Source organism: Paenibacillus sp. URB8-2, from assembly GCF_013393385.1.
In the GTDB taxonomy this organism is placed as follows: Bacteria; Bacillota; Bacilli; order Paenibacillales; family Paenibacillaceae; genus Paenibacillus_AQ.
This window is the reverse complement of the sequence record NZ_AP023239.1, coordinates 2,635,017-2,658,645: the sequence shown is the minus strand read 5'-3', so window position 1 is coordinate 2,658,645 and position 23,629 is coordinate 2,635,017. Positions and strand designations below refer to the sequence as shown.

Annotated in this window: 23 protein-coding genes; 5 read left to right on the top strand and 18 right to left on the bottom strand. The window is 53.7% G+C overall.

Annotation, left to right across the window (positions count from 1 at the left end):
* Nucleotides 1-94: 94 nt before the first annotated feature.
* Nucleotides 95-1,990 carry an Rqc2 family fibronectin-binding protein gene (locus PUR_RS12170; protein ID WP_179035462.1) on the top strand — a complete coding sequence of 632 codons (1,896 nt, stop codon included), beginning with the start codon at nt 95-97 and terminating at the stop codon, nt 1,988-1,990.
* A 371-nt stretch (nt 1,991-2,361) separates the two neighbouring features.
* Here PUR_RS12170 and PUR_RS12165 read toward each other — a convergent pair whose 3' ends face one another.
* The 12 genes from PUR_RS12165 to PUR_RS12110 all read right to left on the bottom strand — a co-directional run bounded on the left by PUR_RS12165 (nt 2,362) and on the right by PUR_RS12110 (nt 13,951).
* A complete protein-coding gene (locus tag PUR_RS12165; RefSeq protein WP_179035461.1) occupies nt 2,362-3,240 on the bottom strand; it encodes a PHP domain-containing protein in 879 nt (292 codons plus the stop codon).
* A gap of 11 nt (nt 3,241-3,251) precedes the next feature.
* Nucleotides 3,252-3,824: a GNAT family N-acetyltransferase gene (locus PUR_RS12160; RefSeq protein ID WP_179035460.1), complete on the bottom strand. Its 573-nt coding sequence runs from the start codon at nt 3,822-3,824 to the stop codon at nt 3,252-3,254.
* Nucleotides 3,825-3,866: 42 nt separating this feature from the next.
* Complete coding sequence (locus PUR_RS12155) at nt 3,867-4,763, bottom strand: selenium metabolism-associated LysR family transcriptional regulator (RefSeq protein WP_179035459.1); 897 nt, start codon at nt 4,761-4,763, stop codon at nt 3,867-3,869.
* A gap of 204 nt (nt 4,764-4,967) precedes the next feature.
* Entirely contained in the window at nt 4,968-5,405 is a 438-nt protein-coding gene (locus PUR_RS12150) for a hypothetical protein (protein ID WP_179035458.1), read from the bottom strand.
* 100 nt (nt 5,406-5,505) lie between these two features.
* Nucleotides 5,506-6,477, bottom strand: coding sequence for a GGDEF domain-containing protein (locus PUR_RS12145; protein ID WP_179035457.1), 972 nt, complete (start codon nt 6,475-6,477; stop codon nt 5,506-5,508).
* A gap of 30 nt (nt 6,478-6,507) precedes the next feature.
* Nucleotides 6,508-7,368, bottom strand: coding sequence for an EAL domain-containing protein (locus tag PUR_RS12140; RefSeq protein ID WP_179035456.1), 861 nt, complete (start codon nt 7,366-7,368; stop codon nt 6,508-6,510).
* A 248-nt stretch (nt 7,369-7,616) separates the two neighbouring features.
* A complete protein-coding gene (locus PUR_RS12135; RefSeq protein ID WP_124698016.1) occupies nt 7,617-7,880 on the bottom strand; it encodes a YlbG family protein in 264 nt (87 codons plus the stop codon).
* A 40-nt stretch (nt 7,881-7,920) separates the two neighbouring features.
* Entirely contained in the window at nt 7,921-8,358 is a 438-nt protein-coding gene (locus PUR_RS12130; protein WP_179037890.1) for a YlbF/YmcA family competence regulator, read from the bottom strand.
* Nucleotides 8,359-8,407: 49 nt separating this feature from the next.
* The gene (locus tag PUR_RS12125) at nt 8,408-10,354 is read right to left on the bottom strand and encodes a helicase-associated domain-containing protein (protein WP_179035455.1); all 1,947 of its coding nucleotides are present in this window, start codon (nt 10,352-10,354) and stop codon (nt 8,408-8,410) included.
* On the bottom strand, nt 10,354-12,072 hold the full coding sequence (locus PUR_RS12120; RefSeq protein WP_332107945.1) for a DNA repair helicase XPB: 1,719 nt from the start codon (nt 12,070-12,072) through the stop codon (nt 10,354-10,356). The genes PUR_RS12125 and PUR_RS12120 overlap by 1 nt, the downstream gene beginning before the upstream one ends.
* Before the next feature lie 130 nt (nt 12,073-12,202).
* The gene (locus PUR_RS12115; protein WP_124698029.1) at nt 12,203-12,616 is read right to left on the bottom strand and encodes a CBS domain-containing protein; all 414 of its coding nucleotides are present in this window, start codon (nt 12,614-12,616) and stop codon (nt 12,203-12,205) included.
* A 153-nt stretch (nt 12,617-12,769) separates the two neighbouring features.
* The gene (locus PUR_RS12110; RefSeq protein WP_179035453.1) at nt 12,770-13,951 is read right to left on the bottom strand and encodes a M20 family metallopeptidase; all 1,182 of its coding nucleotides are present in this window, start codon (nt 13,949-13,951) and stop codon (nt 12,770-12,772) included.
* Between the two features lie 224 nt (nt 13,952-14,175).
* Here PUR_RS12110 and PUR_RS12105 point away from each other — a divergent pair, with 224 nt between their 5' ends.
* Both PUR_RS12105 and ftsW read left to right on the top strand, forming a co-directional pair.
* Nucleotides 14,176-14,523, top strand: coding sequence for a YugN family protein (locus tag PUR_RS12105; RefSeq protein ID WP_179035452.1), 348 nt, complete (start codon nt 14,176-14,178; stop codon nt 14,521-14,523).
* 13 nt (nt 14,524-14,536) lie between these two features.
* Nucleotides 14,537-15,745, top strand: a complete 1,209-nt coding sequence (gene ftsW, locus PUR_RS12100; RefSeq protein WP_179035451.1) for a putative lipid II flippase FtsW — start codon at nt 14,537-14,539, stop codon at nt 15,743-15,745.
* A gap of 116 nt (nt 15,746-15,861) precedes the next feature.
* On the opposite strand, the gene PUR_RS12095 is transcribed toward ftsW, so the two are convergent.
* Complete coding sequence (locus PUR_RS12095; RefSeq protein ID WP_025701447.1) at nt 15,862-16,227, bottom strand: Asp23/Gls24 family envelope stress response protein; 366 nt, start codon at nt 16,225-16,227, stop codon at nt 15,862-15,864.
* Between the two features lie 147 nt (nt 16,228-16,374).
* On the opposite strand from PUR_RS12095, the gene cax reads away from it, so the two are divergent.
* Nucleotides 16,375-17,445: a calcium/proton exchanger gene (cax, locus tag PUR_RS12090; RefSeq protein ID WP_179035450.1), complete on the top strand. Its 1,071-nt coding sequence runs from the start codon at nt 16,375-16,377 to the stop codon at nt 17,443-17,445.
* An 85-nt stretch (nt 17,446-17,530) separates the two neighbouring features.
* Here cax and PUR_RS12085 read toward each other — a convergent pair whose 3' ends face one another.
* From PUR_RS12085 to PUR_RS12065, 5 genes are all read right to left on the bottom strand, one after another.
* Nucleotides 17,531-17,824 carry an Fpa/YlaN family protein gene (locus PUR_RS12085; protein ID WP_025334654.1) on the bottom strand — a complete coding sequence of 98 codons (294 nt, stop codon included), beginning with the start codon at nt 17,822-17,824 and terminating at the stop codon, nt 17,531-17,533.
* Nucleotides 17,825-18,058: 234 nt separating this feature from the next.
* The gene (locus tag PUR_RS12080) at nt 18,059-18,310 is read right to left on the bottom strand and encodes an HPr family phosphocarrier protein (RefSeq protein WP_124698024.1); all 252 of its coding nucleotides are present in this window, start codon (nt 18,308-18,310) and stop codon (nt 18,059-18,061) included.
* 107 nt (nt 18,311-18,417) lie between these two features.
* Entirely contained in the window at nt 18,418-19,533 is a 1,116-nt protein-coding gene (locus PUR_RS12075; RefSeq protein ID WP_179035449.1) for an aminopeptidase, read from the bottom strand.
* A 118-nt stretch (nt 19,534-19,651) separates the two neighbouring features.
* The gene (locus PUR_RS12070; RefSeq protein ID WP_179035448.1) at nt 19,652-20,491 is read right to left on the bottom strand and encodes a hypothetical protein; all 840 of its coding nucleotides are present in this window, start codon (nt 20,489-20,491) and stop codon (nt 19,652-19,654) included.
* A 112-nt stretch (nt 20,492-20,603) separates the two neighbouring features.
* Entirely contained in the window at nt 20,604-22,598 is a 1,995-nt protein-coding gene (locus PUR_RS12065; RefSeq protein ID WP_179035447.1) for a sensor domain-containing diguanylate cyclase, read from the bottom strand.
* A gap of 386 nt (nt 22,599-22,984) precedes the next feature.
* On the opposite strand from PUR_RS12065, the gene rpsD reads away from it, so the two are divergent.
* A complete protein-coding gene (gene rpsD, locus PUR_RS12060; RefSeq protein ID WP_179035446.1) occupies nt 22,985-23,584 on the top strand; it encodes a 30S ribosomal protein S4 in 600 nt (199 codons plus the stop codon).
* Nucleotides 23,585-23,629 lie beyond the last annotated feature (45 nt).

Below are 23,629 nucleotides of genomic sequence, written 5' to 3'. Positions count from 1 at the left end.
CTGGGGCTTATCCTCTTCGTTTTGCGCTGAGCGGCGAAAGTATGGCATCATAGAGAGGAAAGAAATTTTACCAGCGACAGGAGAAATTATAATCATGGCACTCGACGGCATCGTGACCCGCGCCATTGTAACTGAGCTTCAGGCATGCATTGGACAGCGGATCAGTAAAATATATCAACCCGGCGATCACGATCTTGTATTTACACTCCGAGGCGCAGGCGGTGGCGGCAAGCTGCTGTTGTCGGCCAATCCGACCTATCCGCGCCTGCATTTTACGGAAAGAAACACCCTGAATCCAGCAGAAGCCCCCATGTTCTGCATGCTGATGCGCAAGCACTGCGAGGGCGGCGTTATTGAAGCTGTCTCCCAAGTGGGGATGGAACGCATTATTCATTTCGATATCCGGCAAAGGGATGAGCTCGGAGACGTATCTTCCAAAAAAATCATCATCGAGCTGATGGGCCGCCACAGCAACATCATCCTGACCGACGTCTCCGCAGGCACAATTATTGACGGCATTCATCATGTTACTCCTGCCATCAGCAGCTACCGGATTGTCATGCCCGGCTTTGCCTACACGCAGCCGCCGGAGCAGAACAAACATAACCCGCTGGACGTATCGCGGAGCGGTTTCATGCAGCTGTACCGCGATGCCGAGGAGAAGCAGGCGGAGCCTGCGGCGGAAACGGAAGCTCTCCCTGACGAGGGGGCGGAAAGCTCAGGTGACCGGAGAATAGGCCGGGAGAATCCGGGAAAAAGCGCCCCTAAACCGCCTTCTCTCGATCCCATTGCCTGGATCGTCGATACCTTCAGCGGCATCAGCCCGCTGATCGCGCAGGAAATCGCGCTGCGTTCCGGGCAGACCCGAGACGACGAGACTGCGGATGGGGTCCGCGGATACTCCGGGAACGAAATCGGATTCGAAGACAGGCTCGCTGACGCCTTCGAATCTATTATGGAACCGGTCCGCCGGCGTGAATTCTCTCCGGTTATCGGCACGAACGCCAAAGGGAAGCTTGTCTTTTCCGCGATTCCGCTGACGCTGCCGGAAGGCAAGACGAAGCATTACGACACGATCAGCCGCTGTATGGAAGACTATTACGGAGATAAAGCCGAGCGGGACACGGTAAAGCAGCGAGTAAGCGACTTGCTCCGTTTCCTGACGAACGAACGGAGCAAAAATGTCAAGAAGCTGGCCAACCTCCATGCGGATCTTGAGGAAGCCGGCGGAGCCGAGCAGTATCGGATTCGCGGGGAGCTGCTGTTCGCGTCGCTGCACACATTGTCCAAAGGCGACAAGGAAGTTCGCCTGGTCAATTATTACGATGAGGATCAGGCTGAGATCACGGTCCCGCTAGATCCGCTGCTTACTCCGTCCGACAATGCGCAGCGCTATTTTAAAAAATACAATAAATACAAAAACAGCCTCGCGGTAATCGAAGAACAGCTTGGAAAGACGCATGAGGAAATCCGCTATATGGAAGGCCTGCTTCAACAGCTCGATCACGCTTCCCTGAACGACATCGAGGAAATCCGGGAAGAGCTCGTGGCCGGAGGATACCTTCGGGACCGCAGCAAAAAGGGCAAAAAGAAAAAGAAGCCTACCCGGCCGACACTCCAGGTGTTCACTTCTTCGGAAGGTTTGGAAATCTATGTAGGTAAAAACAACCTGCAAAATGAGTACCTGACGAACCGCCTGGCCGGATCTAACGAAACGTGGCTGCATACGAAGGATATTCCCGGTTCGCATGTCGTGATCCGAGGAGAAAAATTCGGCGACGCTACGCTCAATGAAGCCGCGCAGCTCGCCGCTTATTTCAGCCAGGCCAAGCATTCCAGCAGTGTACCGGTGGACTCCACGCTGATCCGGCATGTCCGCAAGCCAAGCGGCTCCAAGCCCGGCTTCGTCATTTATGACCATCAGCGGACTCTGTTTGTGACGCCGGATGAAGAAATGATCAAACGGCTTCCAAGCACGCTAAAAAGCTGAATTCAGCGGAAATACAGCGGAATGGAGCAGTCCAAGTCCATTGAATCCGCCTTTCGGCTGCCAAGATACGCAAGAAGAAACGCCTGACGGCGTCTTTATAAGACGCAAATACGTTTCTCGTAGAAATATAAGTCAAAATGTCAAGCCCCCGGCTTATGCATTCTTATATTTTAAAAAAAGAAGCTTTCACTAGGCGGCCACGCCGCTCCGTGAAAGCTTCTTTGATTTGCGTCGCCCGGGCGTTCCCGTCAGACTAGAGGCTTGGGGCTATGCTTTACGCACACCGATAAGCCCATATAAGCTTCTTTGGCTACTGTTGGACCGGACGCAGACGCCGCCAGATTATCCAGATTCACCTTCCGGTTGTTTCTTTAAGCCTTCAACCGCTCCAGCACATCCGCTCCAACCGTCACGCTTCCGAGATCGCCGTGAAAGATCACGCCGCCCCGCGCGCCGTGAAAATCCGAGCCGCCCGTAACCAGCATGCCGTACTCCCGTGCCATCTCAAGGTAGCGTTCCTCCTCGGCGGGGCCGTGGTCGGAGTGATAAACCTCAACGCCGGCGAATCCGCCGCCGCCGAGAATGCTGCGCACTAATTCATCGTCGCCGTACAGCCCGGGATGGGCCAGTACCGCCTTACCCTTCGCTTCGGCGATCCAGCGACTGGCTTCTACGGGGGAGATGCGCGGCGGTGCCACAAAGGCGGCCTTTCCCTCTGCCAGATACTTGTCGAAGGCATTTCGCATATCCGACGCCGCACCGAGCCGCACCAGTTCGTCCGCGATATGCGGCCTGCCGACGCTCTCATCCGGCTTCAGCTCCCGGCCGATTCCCCGGACGACGGCCTCCATCGTGATCTCAATGCCCAGCCCTTGCAGCCGCTCGATTATAGCCTCATTTCGCGCGGCGCGGGTGTCCCGCAGTTCGGCCAGCCGTCTCAGGAACGATTTGTCCCGGAAATCCACATTATATCCGAGGACGTGGATGTCTTTGCCGCCGGAGCGGGTGCTGATTTCAACGCCGGGAACGACCGTAATGCCGTAATGTTCCCCGGCCCTCAGCGCGTCAGCCACGCCCGCAACCGTATCGTGATCCGTAATGGCGACCGCGGCCAGGCCCTTTTCCTTGGCAAGACGCACATTTTCAGCCGAAGGCTGCATGCCGTCGGACGCAAGCGTGTGCGTGTGCAGATCGCAGCGCCCGATAGACGCGGCTCCGGCGGCCTCAAATTCTTGTACCAATTCGCTCATCCCTTCTCTGTTCATCCGAGCCGCTTCATTTCTTCCCATTCCTCGCGCAGAATCCCCATCTTGATCGCATCGTAATATTGACCCCGGACGATACGCGCCTTGCGGACGCGGGCTTCTTCTGCCATTCCGCATTTGGCGGCAAGCCGCATCATCCGTTCATTGCCGGACCAGGTGCCTATGCCTAGACGGACCGTATCCAGGTGAGAAAACAAATAATCCATCCACATTCGGAACGCTTCGGTCCCATATCCGCCTGACCAATAGGCCGAGTCGCAGATAACAATACCGATCTCAAACCAATTCGTGACTTCGGACACCCAGTACCGGCCAACCTTGCCTTTGACTTCGCCGTCGATTTCAATAATCAGATGTGAGCGCACCTTATCGGTGGACGCCGTCTCCAAAATCGCCTTGTACTCCTCCAGAAACTGTTCGTATGCAGCCGGCTTTTGCTGCTGATAGGGGCCATTCCAGTTCAAATGCTCCCTGTCGGGCGATTCATAATAGTGATAATAAAGCTTGAGAATATCATCTTCTGTGAAATCGCGCAGATTCACCTTTTTTCCACGCAAAAAAATCCCCATTCCGCTCTCCCCCAAATCCCGGAAAATAACTGTCCAGACTTCTTAGTCCTCTGCGTGCTGGCGAAGAAAAGTCAGGAACGTTACCGCATGAATCGGCAGCAGCGTCGATTTCTGATGAATCGCGTAAAACTGCCGCTTGAACGAAGCATCGAAAATGTCCACGATCTTCAGCAGCCCCAAAGCAATTTCATGCCTAACCGTAGAGGGAGACAGCATCGTTATGCCCAGCCCCGCTTCCACCGCCGATTTGACCGCTCCCGTACTGCCAAGCTCCATAACAACCTGCAGCTCACCCAGGTCCATCCCTCTGGCCAGCAGTTGCTCCTCCATAACCCGGCGTGTTCCCGAGCCCTGCTCGCGCAGCACGAATGGGTACCTCAGAACCTCTTCGAGCGGCACTTCGCTTCTTCCGGCAAGCTCATGATCTCCCGGCACAATCAGCTTTAGCTCGTCCTCCATCACCGGCTCGATCACCATGTCCGGATGGGTTACCTCCGCTTCAATCAGACCGAAATTAAGCTGGTGCTTTGTAATTTCTTCCATAATTTGAGTAGTGTTCATGATCTTCAGCATGACGGAAATGTTCGGATACGCTTTGCCGAAGGGTGCAAGCAGCCGGGGCAGCACGTATTCTCCTATCGTAAGGCTTGAACCGAGCAGCAGCCGCCCTTCCAGCATATGAGTATAGGCCGCCATCGCCTGATCGGTCTCCCGCATCAGTTCGATACTGCGCAGCGCAAAGGGCAATAGCGTCCTTCCGGCGTCGGACAGCACGATTTTTTTGGTGGAACGGTTGAACAGCTTCGTTCCGAAATAGTCCTCAAGCGACTGAACCTGCATCGTCACGGCCGGCTGGGTCATATGCAGCGCCTGCGCCGCAGCGGAGAAGCTTCCTTTTTCGGACACGGTGTAAAAAATATGCAGCTGATGAAAATTCACGCTCGTCCACTCCCATTATTCCATGACTTATGTTCTGTAACTTCCTTCATTTCAAGAAGAAACGCCTGACGGCGTCTTTATAAGACGTAAGTACGTTACTCGTAGAAATATAAGTCAAAATGTTAAGCCCCCGGCTTATACAATCTTATATTTTCAAAAAGACATGCGGCCCTGGCCGCATGCCTCATCGCCTTATGTCTTTACTTAACGTCTCTTCCTACCCGACTGCATAAGGGGCGCTCTCCGCAAACTTCGCTGCCGGGCAAAATAGGTCTTCAAATCCCTGAGATCTATGTTCTCCGACATTTTCCCAAGAAACGACACGACGATCAGCTTGTAGAGCGGGTTCCCGTAAAGATCGGCTTCATCCGGCATTTCCACTATGCGCGCCGCCATCACAAGATCGTTGTCAACCACATACATTTCCGGCTCATCCGGAGAATGCACCCTCACTCTTTTTTGCTTGAGACACTGCCACAGCCAAAAGGCGGTCTCTTTGCCGGACTGTCCGTCTCCCTGGCTCCGGTCCTCATACCGGCTTCTCGCATGCGCCGTAATCACAAGATCTGCGATTCTGTACTCTTTAAGCATCACATAGAACGGCTCGTGAACGCCCCGATTAGCCGATTCTTTATCGCGCATAGCTATCACACTCCACAAAGGGTCTTGGCGCGCATGTATTGATGCCATCTTACCACCTTAAGAGCGGGATATTCAAGCTTGGCCCTTGCGGCCGCGCGGGTTATGTAGGCTGTGCACAGACTCCCGGCGCCATGCTTTCTTCAATCAAACAGCTCCCCTTGATGTTCTTGCATCTCTTTTTCAGACGCGCAGCCTCTGTGGAAATCTCCTCAATGGACCCAAATTGGCGGAAGCGGTTCGTTATGACGGCAACCGAAAGCGAGACGAGCGGAATTTCTTCATATTTTCCCAAACGATTCTCGGCCAGTACGGACTGCTTCGTCAGATGCGATTCGGAGTAGAAACTGTTAATCGTCTCATCGAAAGCGCGGAGAACCGTCCGGCTGCTTTCGGAATAATGATGGTGATCCATTACGACAATAAAATCATCCCCGCCAATATGTCCGACAAGCCCCCCTGCCGGAACCATGCCGCCACTTATGATTTCCGCCGTCCATTGAAGGAGCCGGTCACCCTCTTTAAACCCGTATGTATCATTGTAAGCCTTGAAGTAGTCCAGATCGAAATAGAGCACGCTGAACTGTTCTAACGACAAGGATTTCTTCAACCATTCGTTGATGCTGACATTGCCCGGAAGACCGGTAAGAGGATTCATGTAGCTGGCCGTTTCAACCTGGATTTCGGCAAAATGAAGCAGCAGGTCCCTAACGCTGACCGCGCCGTATAACCGGTTTCCGCTGGTGACCACAACATCATCGTACAGCTTCTCTTCATCGCGGGCCATCGCCAGTCTGCTGACCTCTGTAATGGGGCATTCGTAATCGACAACCAGAGGAGTGCTGTCCATAATCAGCTTTACAGGTCTTTGCATATACAGTGTATAGCCGTATAAAGTGCCTATTTTCTGGTAAAATCTCACTCTCATGATCAGAGCGACCGGAAAATCACCCTCGGTGACGGCTACCCCCTGAAGCGCGGGATTTTGCTTAAAGATTCGATCCACGTATTCACAAGGTGTACTCGGAGCAAGGTGTGGAATCGACTGGCATACTTCTCCAACTTTATGCTGCATCAATTAATGGCTCCTTTCCAAGATTGAACTTTAAACAATGGCGGGAATACAACCGGCGGCAGGGGAGGATTCCGGTCTCCCAACAAGATATCCTTGTCCGTAATCGATTGCCGCTTCACGCAAAAATTTAAGCTCCGCTTCGGTTTCAATGCCTTCGGCAATGACGCGTGTCCCCGACGCCTGGGCATATTCGCGTATTAGTCCAAGCAGATGCTGCTGCTCTCGATTTCCGTTGATGCCTCTGATCAGCGACTTGTCCAGCTTGATGAATTCCGGCTTCAGGTATACCAGCGTCTTCAGGCTGTTATAACCCGAACCGGCATCGTCGACTGCAATCCGAAAGCCTTGCTTGCGGTAATGCGCCAGAGTTTTTTCGAAACCGACATAGTCATGGACCGCCTGCCTTTCCGTCAATTCCAGAACGACCCGGGACGGCGTCAACCCCAGTTGTTTGAGCAGATTAACGGTTTCACCGCTTTTGTAACGTTCATCATTCAGTATGCCGGGACTTACATTGATAAAAAGAAGCTCAGAACCGCCGAAGCCTGCGACAGAGGCACTGCCTACGTAACGCGTAAGCGATACCCTTCGACAGTAACGATCCAGTCTGGACGTATACTCCGTCTTTGCCGCGAACTCATAGAAGATATCCGCCGAGTGAAAGAGCTGCGAAACTGGAGGGCGGTTCAGCGCCTCATGCCCCATGGTTTGGCCTGTTGCCAGCTCCACGATAGGCTGATAAAAGGTGGAAAGCGCTTCTTGATTCATAACCCTCAGAAACTCTGACAGTCGTCTTAATTCGGTAATTTCTCTCTTCACCTTGATGTTGATATGCCTTAGGTAATGCAGAATGGCCGCATCTTCCATAAAGGATATGTATGGTTTTATCATATTCGCTCCTGCACGCTATTCGTCTGAATTTCCGATACTCTTATAGAATAGGACCGCAATATTAACTACAGATAAAATTCAGTCAAGTGTTTCCACGAAAATAATCCGGTCGGCCTAATTCCAAAGACCCATATCCCTTGCATCTATCGCTTTGGCGATACAAAACGAAACGCCGCTTTGAGTTTTCAAGTCAATAAAATAAAAACGGAAGAGGTCCAAGAAGGACTTCTTCCGTTCTATACTTTACATTACAGCCCGTAATATCGGGTCTTGTCCGGTACGTTGCTGGAGTATTCCGTTTTCAGCTCATTCCGGTATGAACGTTCGATCTTGCGAACATAAGACAGCCTGCGCACGTTCTTCATAACTTCTTCCGCACGGTCCGAATTTACGTACATAACCGCATAGTGCATTTTTCGCGAAATGTAATGCAGCGTGCCGTATTTTTCCAAATTTCGCGCGGCTTTTACATCGCTGACCCAAATGATATAACCTGTGCGTTCCGCAAACATGCGCTTCTCCGCCTTTCTGTCTTGGGCTTCCTTCGGCGGATTAGCCGCAGGAGCATTTGCCTCCGCTGCCGCAGCCGCCTTTGGGCAAAGGATCGTTGCCTGGAACCTTGATGCTGTCCGAAACCGAAAATGCAATCATCTCCGACATGGAATGGAGCATATCATCCAGGGCCTTCTCCGCCAGCTTGAATCTGGCAACCTCCTCGAATTTCTCCATTTCGGCTTCCACCTTGGCTACCTCATCCTTGGCCGAATGATAGTTCGGATGAAAATGGCCGAACCGCTGAGTTTCCTCGAACAGTTCTTTCTTGCTCTCAAGCTTTCTGATCATGCTCTGGATCTCGGGATTGGCGGCAATCCGATCCTTCCAGTATAAATAATCCGTCACTTCGGCGGATTGATTAATCATATCGCCCAATTCATAGGCGTTTGTCAGCACTTCGGCCATATCGACCGTATTGTATTCCGCTACGCTCATGAATTTCATCTCGACTTCCGTATGAAATGTTCCACTTTTTGCAGGTGGACTATCCTATCATACCACAACCGCCGTCCGTAGAAGAAGAGGGAAAACCGCGAAAAACGGGGACTATGAGCTGAATCGTGTCCCAATCCCCGTCGGAAAGCTCCCGTTCCTGCGGAGCGTCGCCGGAACAGTCAAGCAAATGCCCGGATACTCTCCAGACCCCCGGTAAAATACGGTCGGGGATAAACTCGCATGTTCTTCCCTCCATGGACAGTCTCACCTTCGTCCCCCATTTCAGCGCCTGCTCCATAAGCAGACGGGCTGTGGAAGCGTGATACCGGCGCCCCTCTTTGATCCAGACTGAAGGAACTTCCGCCGCATCCGGCCACATTTCCTCGGCCGACTCCGGTACGGGCGGCATTTCCGCCTGCATGGCGGCTCCGTGGTCCTCAGCGTACCAGAGGCCGGCGGCAGAATCAGATGTCAGCGTAAACCCGCTGCCGTTATCTCGTGATCCGGGTATATAAAGCCGGAACAAGCTCGCTTCCTGCGGGCCTTCGCCGCTATGGCTGGGCCGGCCTCCGAGAGGCAACATTCCGGCTGATGCCAGTTCCCTGCGCACCCAGTCCGCCCGGTCGCGGCTTACGCCGAAGTGCAGGGGGCCGAGCCGCTCCAGGCTGTCCTGCAACCTGGGATGTCCGGCGATGGCGTCGGCATCCTGTTCGCTCCTGCAGGAAAGCACCAAAGTCTCGGCCAGGACCGTCCGGCCGATATCCCGGCCCCATTGTCCAAGAACGGCCCGGACCTGGCCGGGCAGACCGGTTTCGGCGTAATGCTCCAGCCATTCAATAACCTCTTCCGGTGAGATACCTCTGGCGGATGCCCACTCCAGCCGCTCCCTGGTTAATCTGAAGCTCCACATGCAATCGATCTGAATCAGCTCCGCAAAGCAGGCCAGGCTCCAGCGAAGGCTGAAGGGCGTCTCCTCAGAGACCAGCACTTCCATATCCGGCTGAGCGATAATTCGCGCCCCAACTGGTTCAACAGTTTCTGACGGGTCCGCCAGCAGCGGCTTCGCTGAAGTCCAGCGGAAGCAGAGGCCGTGGCCAGGAGCGCTGCCGACCTCAACCCAGCCAAAGCCCGCGAGACAGCGGAGCCAAGCCGCAGCAGCCCCTTCTAACCCGGGCCTCTCTTCGGGCTCAGTCAAACCCTGCGTTTCCATCCAGTTGATCGTATCCGCCAGCGAATACCAGCAGCCCGGAAAATATTCCGGCCGGGAGATTAGGCAGCGGAACTGCCGGTCGGCGGCTGACCTGCGGCCGTAGCGCCGGGAAGCTGCTCCATGAAGCAGAACAGACATTTCCCGTTCATCAAGGTTCAGCCAATTCTGCACGACCTGGGCTTCGGGCAAGAACGCTTGATTTCGCCGTACAAGAAGCCCCATATGAAGCAGCAAATCTATGGCGAGTACCGCCGGCAGCGGATAGTCGTCCGGATACGGCGAGCGCAGATCCAACCCTTGCAAATGCTCGTCATTCAGCTGCATTGTTGCGGCAAGGCGACTTACATATTTCTTGTGGACTGCTCCTTTGGAAGTCAGCGGCAGACCTTCTTCGGCCGCGAACAGCAGGGCGCGGAACAATTCTCCCGCTAAACCCGGCCCCGTCTCCACGGAGAGCCGAATCCCCTCTGGCTCCAAGCAAGAGGGAGATACCGGGAAGAGTCGGCTTTGCAGCATGTCCAGTCTTTCGGCGGGAATATAGAACAGATGATTTCCCCCGATTTTCCGCATCGCACCGACCCATCCGCCTCTCCGAAGTTCCGAGAAAGCCAGTCTGAACTCCACCCGGGTCATTTCTGGAGGACGAAGCGTCTCTTCCCTGCCTTCCTGAAACGGACGGTCCGCATGAGCCGAACACATTCGTTTAAGCACACCGGATGCCTGCGAAGACAGCCTGCAAAATTCGTCACTGTCTCCGCCCGTCAACCGGTCTTTCCAAGTTGTCATTATGATCCAGAAGCCTCCTCTTCAAGCGGGTTTCCGCATCCCGGCAGCATGAACGATTCACCTTTTTCTACGGCCGGTTCATGAACCACGAAATATTCATAACCCTGCTCCGTCAGAAACAGGCGCCGCCGCAGTGCGAACTCCTGCTCTCTGCTGTCCTCCGTCACCAGCGTATAAAAGAAGGCCCGGTTGTCCCCCCGCTTCGGGCGAAGCACTCTGCCCAACCGCTGCGCTTCCTCCTGCCGGGAGCCGAATGCGCCAGACACCTCGATGGCAACTGAAGCATCCGGCAGATTGACGGCAAAGTTGGCGACCTTGGATACGATCAGCACCGGCAATACACCCTCGTTAAATTGGTTGTACAGCTTAATCCGCTCCTGCTGCGGCGTCTTCCCGGTAATCACCGGAGCGCCGATGATTGCCGCAAGCTCTCCCAATTGATCAAGGTATTGGCCGATGACCAGAATGGACGCCCCCCTGTGGGCCTCGATGATCTTTGCCGCCATTTCGGCTTTGGCCGGATTGGCAGAAGCCAGACGGAATTTCTCTTTAGATGCCGCGTACAAATAGCGTTTCTTCAGTTCCGGTTCCATCGGCACCGGTACCTCCAGACACTGTACCGCGGCAATCCAGCCCCGCTGCTCCAGAGTCTTCCAGGGGCAGTCATAGGCTTTGGGGCCGATCAGAGAAAAAACGTCGCCCTCTCTTCCGTCTTCCCTAACAAGCGTGGCGGTAAGCCCAAGACGACGTGTGGCCTGAATCTCTGCGGTTGCCCGGAAGACGGGAGCGGGAAGCAAATGAACTTCATCATATACGATCAGCCCCCAATTTCGTTCGTTGAACAGCCCCATATGCGAGAAGCCGCCCCCTTTGGAGGCGCGGTGCGTCAGCATCTGATAGGTCGCGACCGTAACCGGCCGCACCTGCCGCCGTTCCCCCGTGTACTCCCCTACGCATTCCGGAGCCAGATTTGTCCGCTTCTTCAATTCCTCTGTCCACTGGCGGACGGAGGTCGCACTGGAGGTAAGAATGAGCGTCTCGCACTTTAAAGCTTCAAGTACGGCCAGGCCGACGATGGTCTTTCCCGCGCCGCAGGGCAGAACCACAATTCCACTGCCTCCTGAAATGTCGAACCGCCGGGCTGCTTCCCGCTGGTAATCCCTGAGCTCAAAGGTACAGTCTCCTTCTTTCCAGCAAATATCCAGCGCTTCGCCTTCATGATAGCCAGCGCGGTCCAGCACCGGATATCCGGTTCGGGCGAGCTCCTGCTTCAGCATCCCCCGGCAGGATGCGCTTCCGGCCATTTCCAGCGGCCCTGTTCTGCGGAAGCCGCAGGCCGCGGCGACCTGACCCATCTCCGGCTCATTCAGAAGCTCTTCGCTGTCACTGCGAAGAAGCAGCCGCTCAGATTCGTCCATTGCATGCAATGTGAGCCTTCCGTATCTGGACATCAGTAGCTTGATTTCTTCAGCGAGCCCGGAGGGCAGTACGCGCCTTGACCATTGCTCCAGGCTCTCAATGATTTCGTCCGGCGACGCTCCCAGAGCGGCCGCGTTCCACAGCGACAGCGGCGTTATCCGGTAGGTTTGATAGAGCGGCGGACTTTTGGCCAGCTCCGCGAACGCCGGCAGCCTGTCGCGGACGGCTTCGAATTCCGGATGACCGCAATCCAGCAGCACCGTCCAGTCTCTGCGCACAACACAGGGTCCCTTAATCACCTTTATTCCCCCTCCTATATTCATTCTTTCCTCCACATTCCGTATGTACGCACCGCCTAGCCTAATTTGTGCCGCATGTGGAAAAAGCCCACCCCGGCAACCGGGAATGAGCTTATGAATAAGAGCTGTTCTAGTGCAGGGGATGCTGCTCGGAAATGTCGCTGAGCGCTTCTCCGGCATTGTCCGCAAAAATATTGCGCACCGCCAAATCGCCGATGGATACGACTCCGATCAGCTTCTTGCCGTCCGTAACCGGTAGGCGTCGAATTTGCTGCGAAGCCATCAGTTCGGCGGCTTCATCTACCGTTGTAGATTGCGAAGCACAGCGGATGCCTGTCGTCATTACCTTCTCCACCGAGGTGGAACCCGAATGCTTCTCGGCGTATCCCCGGATGACCAGGTCGCGGTCGGTAACGACGCCGATAAGCGTGTGCCCGTCGGAGAAATCAACAACCGGGATAAATCCGGTATCGTTATCTCTCATTTTTACGGCCGCTTCATAAATATTGTCCTGCAGGGTCACGGTAACCGGCTGGGTGGTCATAACTTCCTGTACTGTTTTCTTCAATGAAGAACCCTCCTTTTCGCTTGACGGACCGCCCGCTATGCGGCCGGAAACCCGGGCAGCGCTAGAAAGCGCGCAGGCAGCATCCGTATTACGTAAGTAGGTTCTCCGTTCACCGCAAAATTATTCGGCCTAAATTTCGTTCAGACAGGAATCGGCCATCGAGATCAGCAGCTTGACTCCATGCAGCATCGCGTCCTCATCGAAATCGAATTTGGAGTGGTGATGCGGATATATCGCATTCTTCTCCGGGTTGCCCGCCCCAACGAACATGAAGCAGCCCGGCACCTCGCGGACGTAATAAGAGAAATCCTCAGCAGGCATCAGCTTTTCCATAACAGTGACGCGCACCGAGCTACCCAGCGCCTCCGGCGCTTCGCGGAAAAAGCGCGCCGTCTCCTCTTCATGGTTAACCAGCGGAGGATATCCCATCACATAATCCAGCTTCGATTCCGCACCGTAGGCCGCGGAGACCGATGCCACCATCTCTTCGACCCGGCGCTTGAGCAGCTGCCGAGTCTCATCGTCGAAGGCCCGCACCGTCCCGGTCAGCCGGCACTGCTCCGCGACGACATTCTGGGCATACCCTCCTTGAAAGGTGCCCACGTTCAGAACGGCTGGCCGCAGCGGGTCCACCGAACGGCTGACGATGCTATGCAGCTGTGTCACAAGCGCCGCTCCGGCCGCTATGCTGTCAACTGTCCGATGAGGCGTGCCGGCATGGCCTCCCTTGCCGATAATGTCGATAAAGAATTCATCCGCCGATGCCATCAGCGGGCCCGGAGCGCTCGCTACCGTTCCAACAGGCAGCGGCGTCCACAAGTGAAGCCCGTACACGGCATCGGCCCCGTCCAGTACCCCCTCGGCGATCATGCCGAGGGCTCCGCCGGGGCAGACCTCTTCCGCGGGCTGAAACAGAAAGCGCAGCTCGCCGCGCAGCTCATCCTTACGGCTGCTGTAATAGCTCGCCGCAGCCAGCAGGATGGACGTATGTCCGTCATGTCCGCAGGCATGCATTGCGCCCGCTATCTCCGAAGCGTACTCGCACGCCTTCTCATCCTGAATCGGAAGCGCGTCCATATCCGCCCGAAGAACGACGGTCTTTCCCGGGCTTCCGCCTTTTAATATTCCCGTAATGCCATAACCTGACGAACTTTTCTTCACTTCGATGCCGAAGCTCTCCAGTTTCTCAGCCACAAAAGCCGATGTTTTCCGCTCCTGATACGACAGTTCCGGATTCCGATGCAGATGTCGGCGCCACTTCACCATATCCGGCTGCAGCATTTCGATCGGTTTTTGCTCCATATTATCCATTCCCTTCCCGTGAGCCGCTCCCCTAAGAGACCCTGCTGCTTCCAGCTTGCCTCACCTTGCAGCGGCAGTCTGCTTTTATTGTAGCAGAAATGGCAATACCGGGGTATTCCGTCCCGCTTTCAGTCTTGCATAGCCCCGTCAAACATAATATCATGAGGTAGAATAAGGCACTTGCCAGAATGGAATAACTTTTTGGATTTACATCATAAGGGGGTTGGCACGCCATGATTTTTGAGAACACGGGTCTTGTAGGGCTGCAAAGCGATCTTCTTTATCTGGATGAGAGCGCCGAAAAGGCAGGGTTCATCCGCTGGCAGTGGGAATACTACAGGGCTACATATGACTGCAAAATCGAAGACTCTGCGGGCGGCGGGGACTACTTTCTGCGGGTTAACACACGCGCCGTTGAGGGCAAGCTGGAAAAACCGGACGCTGTGCTGGCGATTGAAGCCGTTTACCTGGGCAAAGCGACCTTTCCCCACGGTCTGGAATACGAGTCTTCGGTTCCTCAAACCGTACTAAATACAGCCGGAGAGCGGATTCTTGAATTGAAACGCCTCCTTGAAGCATGAGCGCAGACAGATGATGAAAAAAAACAACGAAAGCCCGCCCGCCAAAGGAACACCCGATTTTCAACTGTTGATCTTGACGCTGCTGCTCGTCGGATTCGGCCTTATTATGGTTTTCAGTTCCAGCTCCAGTCTTTTTTTCAAGAATGATCCGCTTTATTTTCTAAAAAGACAGCTTGTTTGGGTCTTTCTCGGCACCATCGCGATGTTTACGACCATGAATATTCATTACAGCAAATTTAAAAAGTGGTATGCGCCGCTGTTCATTCTGACGGTTGTCCTGCTGCTGTTCGTGGCTTCCACCGAACGGGTCAATGGAGCGCGGAGCTGGCTGAACATCGCGGGACTCGGCATCCAGCCGACGGAGCTTGCCAAAATTTCAATTATCCTGTACCTGGCCGCTTTAATAACTAAAAAGGACGAACGCCTGCGCGATCTGCGAAGCGGATATATTCCGGTCACGGTTATTGTCGGCATCGTCGCAGGCCTGATTATGATGCAGCCGGATTTGGGCTCCTGCCTCATTCTCGTTGCCACAAGCGGCCTGGTCATTTTCGCCGGCGGGGCGAGTCTAAAGCATATTTTAGGGTCGGTCATGCTGGTTGTTCTCGGCGCGGGCCTGGTGCTCGGCGCGAAAATGGCGGTCGACTCTCTTTCCCCGAGCACGGATCAGGCGGCCGCCAGCCATGATTACCGCAAAGGCCGTATCGATGCGTTCCTTGATCCTTTTCAGGATGCGGAAGGTGCCGGTTATAATATCATTCAATCCCTGACCGCGCTCGGAGAAGGTGGCGTCGGGGGGGCCGGAATCGGAAAAGGCATCCAAAAGCTGCATTACCTGCCCTACCCGTATACGGACTTTATTTTCGCCGTGATCGGCGAAGAGCTTGGATTTACCGGAACGCTCCTGTTCCTGTTGATCTATCTCTATTTTATCTGGAGAGGCATTCTCGTGGCGCTCAGGTGCAAGGACTCGTTCGGAACCCTGGTCGGCATTGGCGTAATGGGCCTAATCGCGATTCAGGCCTTCGTCAATATAGGCGGTGTCACGAAGACGATTCCGCTGACCGGAGTTACGCTTCCTTTCATCAGCTACGGCGGCTCTTCGCTGCTCGTTACAATGCTGTCGATGGGCATTATCCTTAACATTTCGCGGGAAACCGCCCGTCCGTTGAAGGAAGAGCATACAAAATCGGTCAAAATTACCCGCGCGGTTTCCCGTTAACCGACTCGGCCTCGATTTATAACAAAAGGGTGTCTCCTTCCTACCTGACGGTAAGGAAGTGACACCCTTTTTCAATGCCGCTTGATCGGTAAATCCGAGCGCTTGCAGTATACGCTTTACGAAATTTCATCGTTCTTAAAAGCAACGCCTTCCACCTTGACATTCACTTCGACGACTCGCAGACCCGTCATGCTTTCCACCGCTTCGCGCACGTTCTGCTGCAGCATGCGGCACACTTCATGAATCGGTGTTTCGTACAGCACGATAATCCGCAGATCGACCGCCGCCTCCAGCTGTCCCACTTCCACGGTAACGCCTTTTTGCACGTTTTTTCCGCTGAGACGCTTGGCCCAACCTTCCGACAAACCTCCTGACATGGCTGCGATTCCCGGAGTCTCCAAGGCAGCCATTCCGGCAATTTTTGAGACTACGTCATTAGAGATTCGTATATTTCCCATTTCCAGTTGAAGTTGTTCCGCCATGCCCTTTCCCCCTTACACTTCATTATCAATTATTGTAATTCCTAAACAGGCTAAAATGCAAATGGCTTCTTCGCGTTCGTTTACATACAGGAACAATTTGGGTATATTGAGTTACATACATAAAAATTGATTGGGGTGTGTTTTACATTGAAAAAATGGATTTCGCCGTCGCTACTAGCCATCACCTTCGTACTAAGCGCCATCGGACACTACGCTAACTGGGATCACACGCTTCAATTCGTGCTGTCCGCCATCGCTGTCGTATTTGTCGCCGGATTCCTCGGCAGAGCTACGGAGAGCGTAGCCCATTACGCCGGTCAACGGCTGGGAGGCTTCCTCAACGCTACATTCGGCAACGCTGCCGAGCTTATTATCGCTTTTTTCCTCGTTAGAGAAGGATTGTATGACATGGTAAAAGCGAGCTTGACCGGCTCCATCATCGGCAACCTGCTGCTTGTGCTCGGACTCAGCATCTTCGCGGGCGGCTTGAAATACAAAGTGCAAAATTTCAATGTTACGCTGGCGGGCCTGAACGGCTCACTGATGATTGTGGGTGTCATCGCCCTGTTCGTTCCGGCCATGTTCCTGAATACCCATTCGATTACCGAATTGGAAACCGATACGCTCAGCCTGGTCGTAGCCGGGGTCCTGATCATCTCCTATTTGGCCTGGCTCGGCTTCTCTATGATCACGCATAAAAAATATTTGGACGACGTTACCGAGGACAAAGAGGAAGAGCTTCCGAATGAGCATGCTCCATCATGGTCCAAGGGCAAATCGATCCTGTACCTGGTTCTTGCCACCGTCATGGTCGCCTTCGTCAGTGAATGGCTGGTCGGCACGCTGGAGAGCCTGACCGAACGATTTGGACTGAGTGAGCTGTTCGTCGGCGCCTTCCTGGTTGCGATTATCGGTAACGCCGCGGAACACAGCGCCGCCATCCTGCTTGCCATGAAGAACAAAATCGGCGCTGCTGTGGAAATCGCGGTCGGCAGCAGCCTGCAGATCGCCTTGTTCGTAGCGCCTGTGCTTATTTTCGCCAGCTACTTCACCGGGAATACGATGGATATCGTATTTACCACCATAGAGCTGGTTGCAATCGGCGTCGCCGTCTTTATCGCCAAGTCGATTACGCAGGACGGCGCGACTAACTGGTACGAAGGGCTGCTGCTGTTAGCCGTATATATTATCCTCGGTGTTTCCTTTTTCCTCGTATAATATAGAAACGACAAAAATCGCGCATGATCACATGCGCGATTTTTTATAACGGGTTTGTCCGGTTCAATGTCGGAAGAAGACCTGTCTATTGTTTCGCCTTCTCATTCAGCATTTCATACAGTACCGCCAGTTCCCGTTCAAGTTTGCTTACAATTTCTTTGCCCGTAAGCTCCGACAGCAGTCCCGCTCTGACCGCGAAGTCGACCTCTCTGGAGAAACCGTACATTTGAGTATCCAGTACTTCCTCATAGAGAGGGCAGTAGCGAGTTGCCAGATTCTCCATCTGCACTTCGATGAGCTTCTGAATTTTATCGGCGTCTTCTTGCAACAGAGCTACGGCCTTGATGTTCAGTTGTTCCTGCAATTCCGACGAAGTCATGCATCTTCCCCCCCATGTCCAAATTTACAGCTCCAGCACTATTTTATTTAATATTAGTCGAAATCGGTTGCCAATACAAGAATGCACTTTTCCAGCCTCACAAGAAGAAACGCCTGACGGCGTCTTTATAAGACGCAAGTACGTTTCTCGTAGAAAATGTTAAGCCCCCAGCTTATACATTCTTATATTTTTAAAAAGCCCTGCCGGTTCGGCAGGGCTTCAAAAAAACGGGTATTACTCTTCTACAACTGTAAATTTCAAGCCGTGCTTGGCAAAAACATCGGTCATTGCCTTCTTCGCTTCTTCGGCATCCGCTCCGTGCACATGCAGTTCATAATTCTGGCTCGCTACCAGAGTCGTGAACAAACCGAGAATACTTTTTACGTCAATGTACTTGTTGTCAGCCTGAAGAACGATCGATGAAGCAAATTTGCTCGCCGTTTGTGCAATTTCCACGATTGCTGCATTGTTACCGTTTGTGGACATGTGGGATCCCTCCGAAACTGATATTAGAAATTTATATGCTGTATAATCATTTCCATGATACATTGAATCCGCTTACTGGCGCAAGGATTTATCTAATATTTTTCCTTCTATTTCAAATGCTCCGGGTTGAGAGCTTCAAGCTCCGGAATAACAAACAGGCCGTCTTTACGGATGAGTCTGTCGTCGAAATAAATTTCCCCGCCGCCGTATTCCGGCCGCTGGATCAGCACAAGGTCCCAATGGATGGAGGAACGGTTGCCGTTGTCGGTCACCTCATACGCCTGACCCGGCGTAAAATGAAGGCTGCCGGCGATTTTTTCATCAAACAAAATATCTTTCATCGGATGCAGAATGTACGGATTGAAGCCGATGGCGAATTCTCCGATATGGCGCGCTCCTTCGTCCGAATCCAGAATCTCGTTAAGACGGGCGGTATCGTTACTGGTCGCTTCGACAATTTTGCCATTCTCGAAAGTGAATTTGATATTCTCAAACGTGATCCCGTTGTACAACGTAGCCGCGTTATAGCTGATCGTGCCGTTAACCGAATCGCGCACGGGCGCGCTGTAAACTTCGCCGTCCGGAATGTTTCGATGACCAGAGCACTTCTGGGCGCCGATGCCTTTAATTGAGAAGGAAATATCTGTTCCCGGCCCTGTGATCCGCACTTTGTCCGTCTTTCTCATGAGCTCCGAGAGCGGTTCCTGGGCTTTATCCATATTGGCGTAATCCAGGTTGCAGACGTTGAAGTAGAAATCCTCAAACGCTTCCGTGGACGTGTTGGCAAGCTGTGCCATACTGGCGTTCGGATACCTGAGAACCACCCATTTCGTATGCTTCACCCTCTGCTCACTATGTACAGGATGGGAATACAGCGAATTGTAGAGACGCATCTTCTCTTCAGGGACGTCGGCCAAGTCGTTGACATTCTCGCCGGCGCGGATGCCGATATAGCCCTGCATTTGCTTCATACGGTTCAAATCGATTTCAGCCCATGTACGCAGGCCTTCCTCAGTCGCAGTCATAAGCATGCTGCGCAGCACGGTACGGTCGATTAGCTGCACAAACGCATGGCCTCCGGCCTTTCCGATTTCCTCTACGATAGCTTTAACCAGATCGCGTTCGCTGCCGACCATTTCTACCAGCACGTTCTCTCCCGGTTGTACGTTTACGGAGTAGCCGACCAGATTTTCGGCCAACTTCTGAATTCGGGGATCTTTCATCTTCATTCTTCCTTCCTTCGCCGAGCTTATTGTTTCTAAATCTTTCTAAAAATCAGTATGCTTCCTTATTGTAGCACGACCAAATGGAAGCGCAAGTGGATCGCCCGGCGGTCTCAAATTACCGGTATCCATAGAAATCAACCCGCGACACATACGTTTCCCGGCGCGTCTGTCCCCCGGAAGAAAGGTAGGTGATTGTCCGCTGTCTGGACATGCTTTTGGGCAAATTACGCCGTGCATCCACCTTGACATGGTATACGGTATCCACCTTGGCATTCCGGAGCCTGCGCTGAAGCTCTCCGTTCTCTTTCAACCAGATCGTTTCCAGTGCAGAAGCGTCTGCTTCTGCCATGGCGCCCACGCCTTTTGCACGGGAAGAAGCCGTTCGGATCGCCTTCATTTCCGCCCCCAGCTCGGCGGTCAGTTGGGCCTGCGCCTGCTGCGGGGCAAGCTCTATTCTGAGCAGCCGCATTCCTCTTCCCGCCCCCGCTTCATTCGTCACCTTCTTGCTCATACTCTCCAGCTCTTCGAGCTGACGGATGGGATTCAGACCCGGAAGTGGATTGCCAGCATGGTCTTCGCTCACTGGTAACACCTTCCATCCTCCGTTTTGTTTCTCCAGCCTGGTGTAGAGATCCGGCCTTGCAGACCGCTCCTTCAGCACACCCAGCGTTTCCGAAGATTCCGCCGAGTCCGGCAGAAGGGTGTACAGACGCAGCGAGTTATGATTGTTCATCTCTCCGCCGTAATACACTGCCCCCTCGGGCATCTGCCTGCCATCCACTAGAAGCGCCGCTTGTCCCTCGAATGTCACACCGTCGGTTCCCGTCAACCCGGCCAGTGCCAGGTCCAGCATCTCCGACGCCGGTTTCCCGTCCATCACGCCGCAGCCGCCGGTTAGACCGCAACAGAGTGCCAGCAGTACCGGAACCGCCCTTTTTGCAAACAGAGTCATCATAGTCCCCTTACCCTCTTTTCACAGTTGGTAACTATATCGTTTCCCTGTTCATAGGGCTTATGCAAAAAGCCCTTGAAGACGGGGTTTTCCGTCTTCAAGGGCGCTCTTCCGTTCAATTTTGGCTCCGAACCTCCGCCGTATTGCGGTCTATCATAATTTTGTTGCGGCCTTTGTTCTTTGCCTCGTACAAGGCCATGTCCGCCCTGTAAAAAAGAGAGTCCACGCTCGCCTTGTCCTCATCCGTCGAGTTCCACTCCGCAATGCCGCAGGAGACGGTAACGGGCGGTTCCGTCTCTTGCTGAACCCGCTCCCGTATCCGTTCCGCCACAGAATAGGCCTGCTCGGCGCCGAGCTGCGGCAGATAGACCGCCAGCTCTTCGCCGCCCCACCTTGCGGCCAAATCTCCCTGGCGAATGGACAAACGCAAGATGTCGCTCACCTGCTTGAGAATAAGGTCGCCTTTCTGATGGCCGTATGTATCGTTTACCGATTTAAAATGATCGATATCGACAACGACAAGGGTGCCGCAGATATCGCCGCTCTGCTTCTCTTTGATGGACTGGTCGAGATAATGCCTTGCATACAGCCCGGTCAAAGAATCCCTGTTCGCGAGCCGGTGCACCTCGGCGTGCAGGAGCGCATTGCCCACGGCGAGACCGATATGCCCGGCCATAGCTTGAAGCAGCCTGAAATTATCATAGGAGAAATAGTGCGGTTCCCTGTGGGCCAGCATAATCGCTCCCCGCACTTCACCGCCTACGCTGAGCGGAGTGGCGATAAGCGACTGCGACTCCGTAAAATCCATCAGTTTGGACTTCGCCCCAGACTGTTCCGCATATTCGGAAATGATGACCGTTTCGCCGGAGGCGTACACCTTCCCGCCAATTCCTCTGTCGATTTCAATGATTTCATTGATCAGGCCGGGATAATTGCAGGCGACCGCCTCAAGTCCGCCCCTCTCCTCGTTATAATGCAGGATGCAGCAGTAATCGGTCTCGAACATTTTTATCAATTCTTCAAAAGCCGCCTCGAACGTCTCGCTCAGCCGCAGGCTTTGATTCAGGCGCCGGGTCAGCTCATTGGTCATCCGCAGTTCCCGGATGATCTGGTTGGACCGCTCGTACAGCTTGGCGTTCTCAAACGCGGTTCCCGCCGTGCTCGCCACCATGGACAGAAAAGGCATGTCTACCTCCGGGTGGGCCGGATTGCGCATGACGAGATGAAACACGCCGTATACGCCCTGCTTGCCGCCGAGCGGCAGGCCAATCTCTACAAGCTTGTCAGCCTCACTATATGACCGCATGGCCGTGCTGCCGTCTTTGAATGCCTTAATCCGGACATCCTCCTCGTCCAGGTCTAGCGGAAGCGGCTTGACCTGCGGATGCGCGCTCCGATGATCCTGTGACATGTAGAGCGTCAGCCGCACGTCCGGATACATTGTGGAAATGCTGGCAATCACTTCCGTCAGCACGGCATCGACATCGATGTTGTCATGCATCCGCTGCACAATCTGGAACAGCAGCGAGCGGCGGCTGCTTTCTCGTTTCGCATGAATATGTACGCTTGCTAGATCGGCTACAAACATATGTTCAAATTGCCTATAAAAGCATGTGGCATAATGCCGGGCCATCCCTTCGGCGGCATTGCGTCCGCCCTTGGCAAAATGCTCCGCGGGCATCGCGCAGCCGAACAGGGAAAATATCTCCCCTTTGGACCGCGTACTCATAGGCGTCACAAAAAAAGCTGTTTCCACTCCATTCTCTTCAATCTGAAGCGTACACTCCCTTGCCGATCTCAGACTGACGGCTGCGACCTGCTCCCACAAAGGGTTGTCCGGCTCACTGACTCCGCCGCTGCCCGCCAGCCATTTGCCTGAATAATCAAATACGCACCATCTCCACGATTCCGCAAAAGACATCGCGGAGCCTCGCTTATACCATTCATGAAAACTGTCCGCAATCAAGCCTTCGGCGTAAGGAAAGTCATGTCGATTGACGTCCATCTTCCTGAGCCACTCGGCGGGATCTTCGGAGTTCCATTCCGGCATCTGGGCGTTTCGTATCAGCACATGGATATCCGTATGACCATTAGCTTTCTGCTCTGACATAATGAAGGATCCCCTTTGCAGCCCGAATAGTAGTCCGTTACTACCTTAATTAACACTATTTTACTCTTTTCCCGCTCACCTTGCATTAGTTTTTCGGGTGTTTCGGGACTTTTTTTAGGCCCAAAGCCCTAAATATGAAAAAACTCATAAACTTTGGAATGCACACTTGACTTGGAGCCTCATTTTCATATAATATTTATTGTTGAACAAGACTGTAACAAGTCTTCAATTGGGCGTAACGTTGTGTCACCCTCACGCTTTTCGTCTGCAGTGGGCAGCGGCTGAACTTTCCCTGCAGCGCGGCACCGATTCGGTTTGCCGCATTTCGAAAAACGGCGCAAATAGAGCCCTGATGAAATCACAATTAAAAAGGAGTCTACTATAACATGGCACGTTACACCGGACCTAAATTCAAACTCAGCCGCCGTCTGGGCATTTCCCTGAGCGGCACTGGCAAAGACCTGAAACGCCCTTTCCCTCCGGGACAGCATGGCGCTAACCAACGCAGAAAAGTAAGCAACTACGGTCAACAGCTTCTGGAGAAACAAAAACTGCGTCACATGTACGGTTTGGGCGAAAAGCAATTCCGCACGTTGTTCCACAAAGCACACGGCATGCAAGGGATCGCAGGCGAGAACTTCATGTTCCTGCTTGAGAGCCGTTTGGACAACCTCGTTTACCGTCTTGGCTTTGCCAACTCCCGCGCCGGCGCGCGTCAATTGGTATCGCATGGCCACGTAACGGTTAACGGCAAGAAAGTCGACATCGCTTCTTACCGTGTAAGCATCGGCGACGTTATCGGCCTTCGCGAAAGAAGCCGCGCTTTGACTTCCGTTAAGGAAGCCCTGGCAAACCGTTCGCATCTTCCGGCATACCTGGAATACTCCGACGCTGCAGTGGAAGGCAAGTACATCCGTCTGCCTGAGCGCGCCGAGCTTTCCCAAGATATCGACGAGAAGCAAATCGTCGAATTCTACAACCGCTAATATTTGCTGGATACAGCATATATTGCAACACAGAGCCTCCGGATA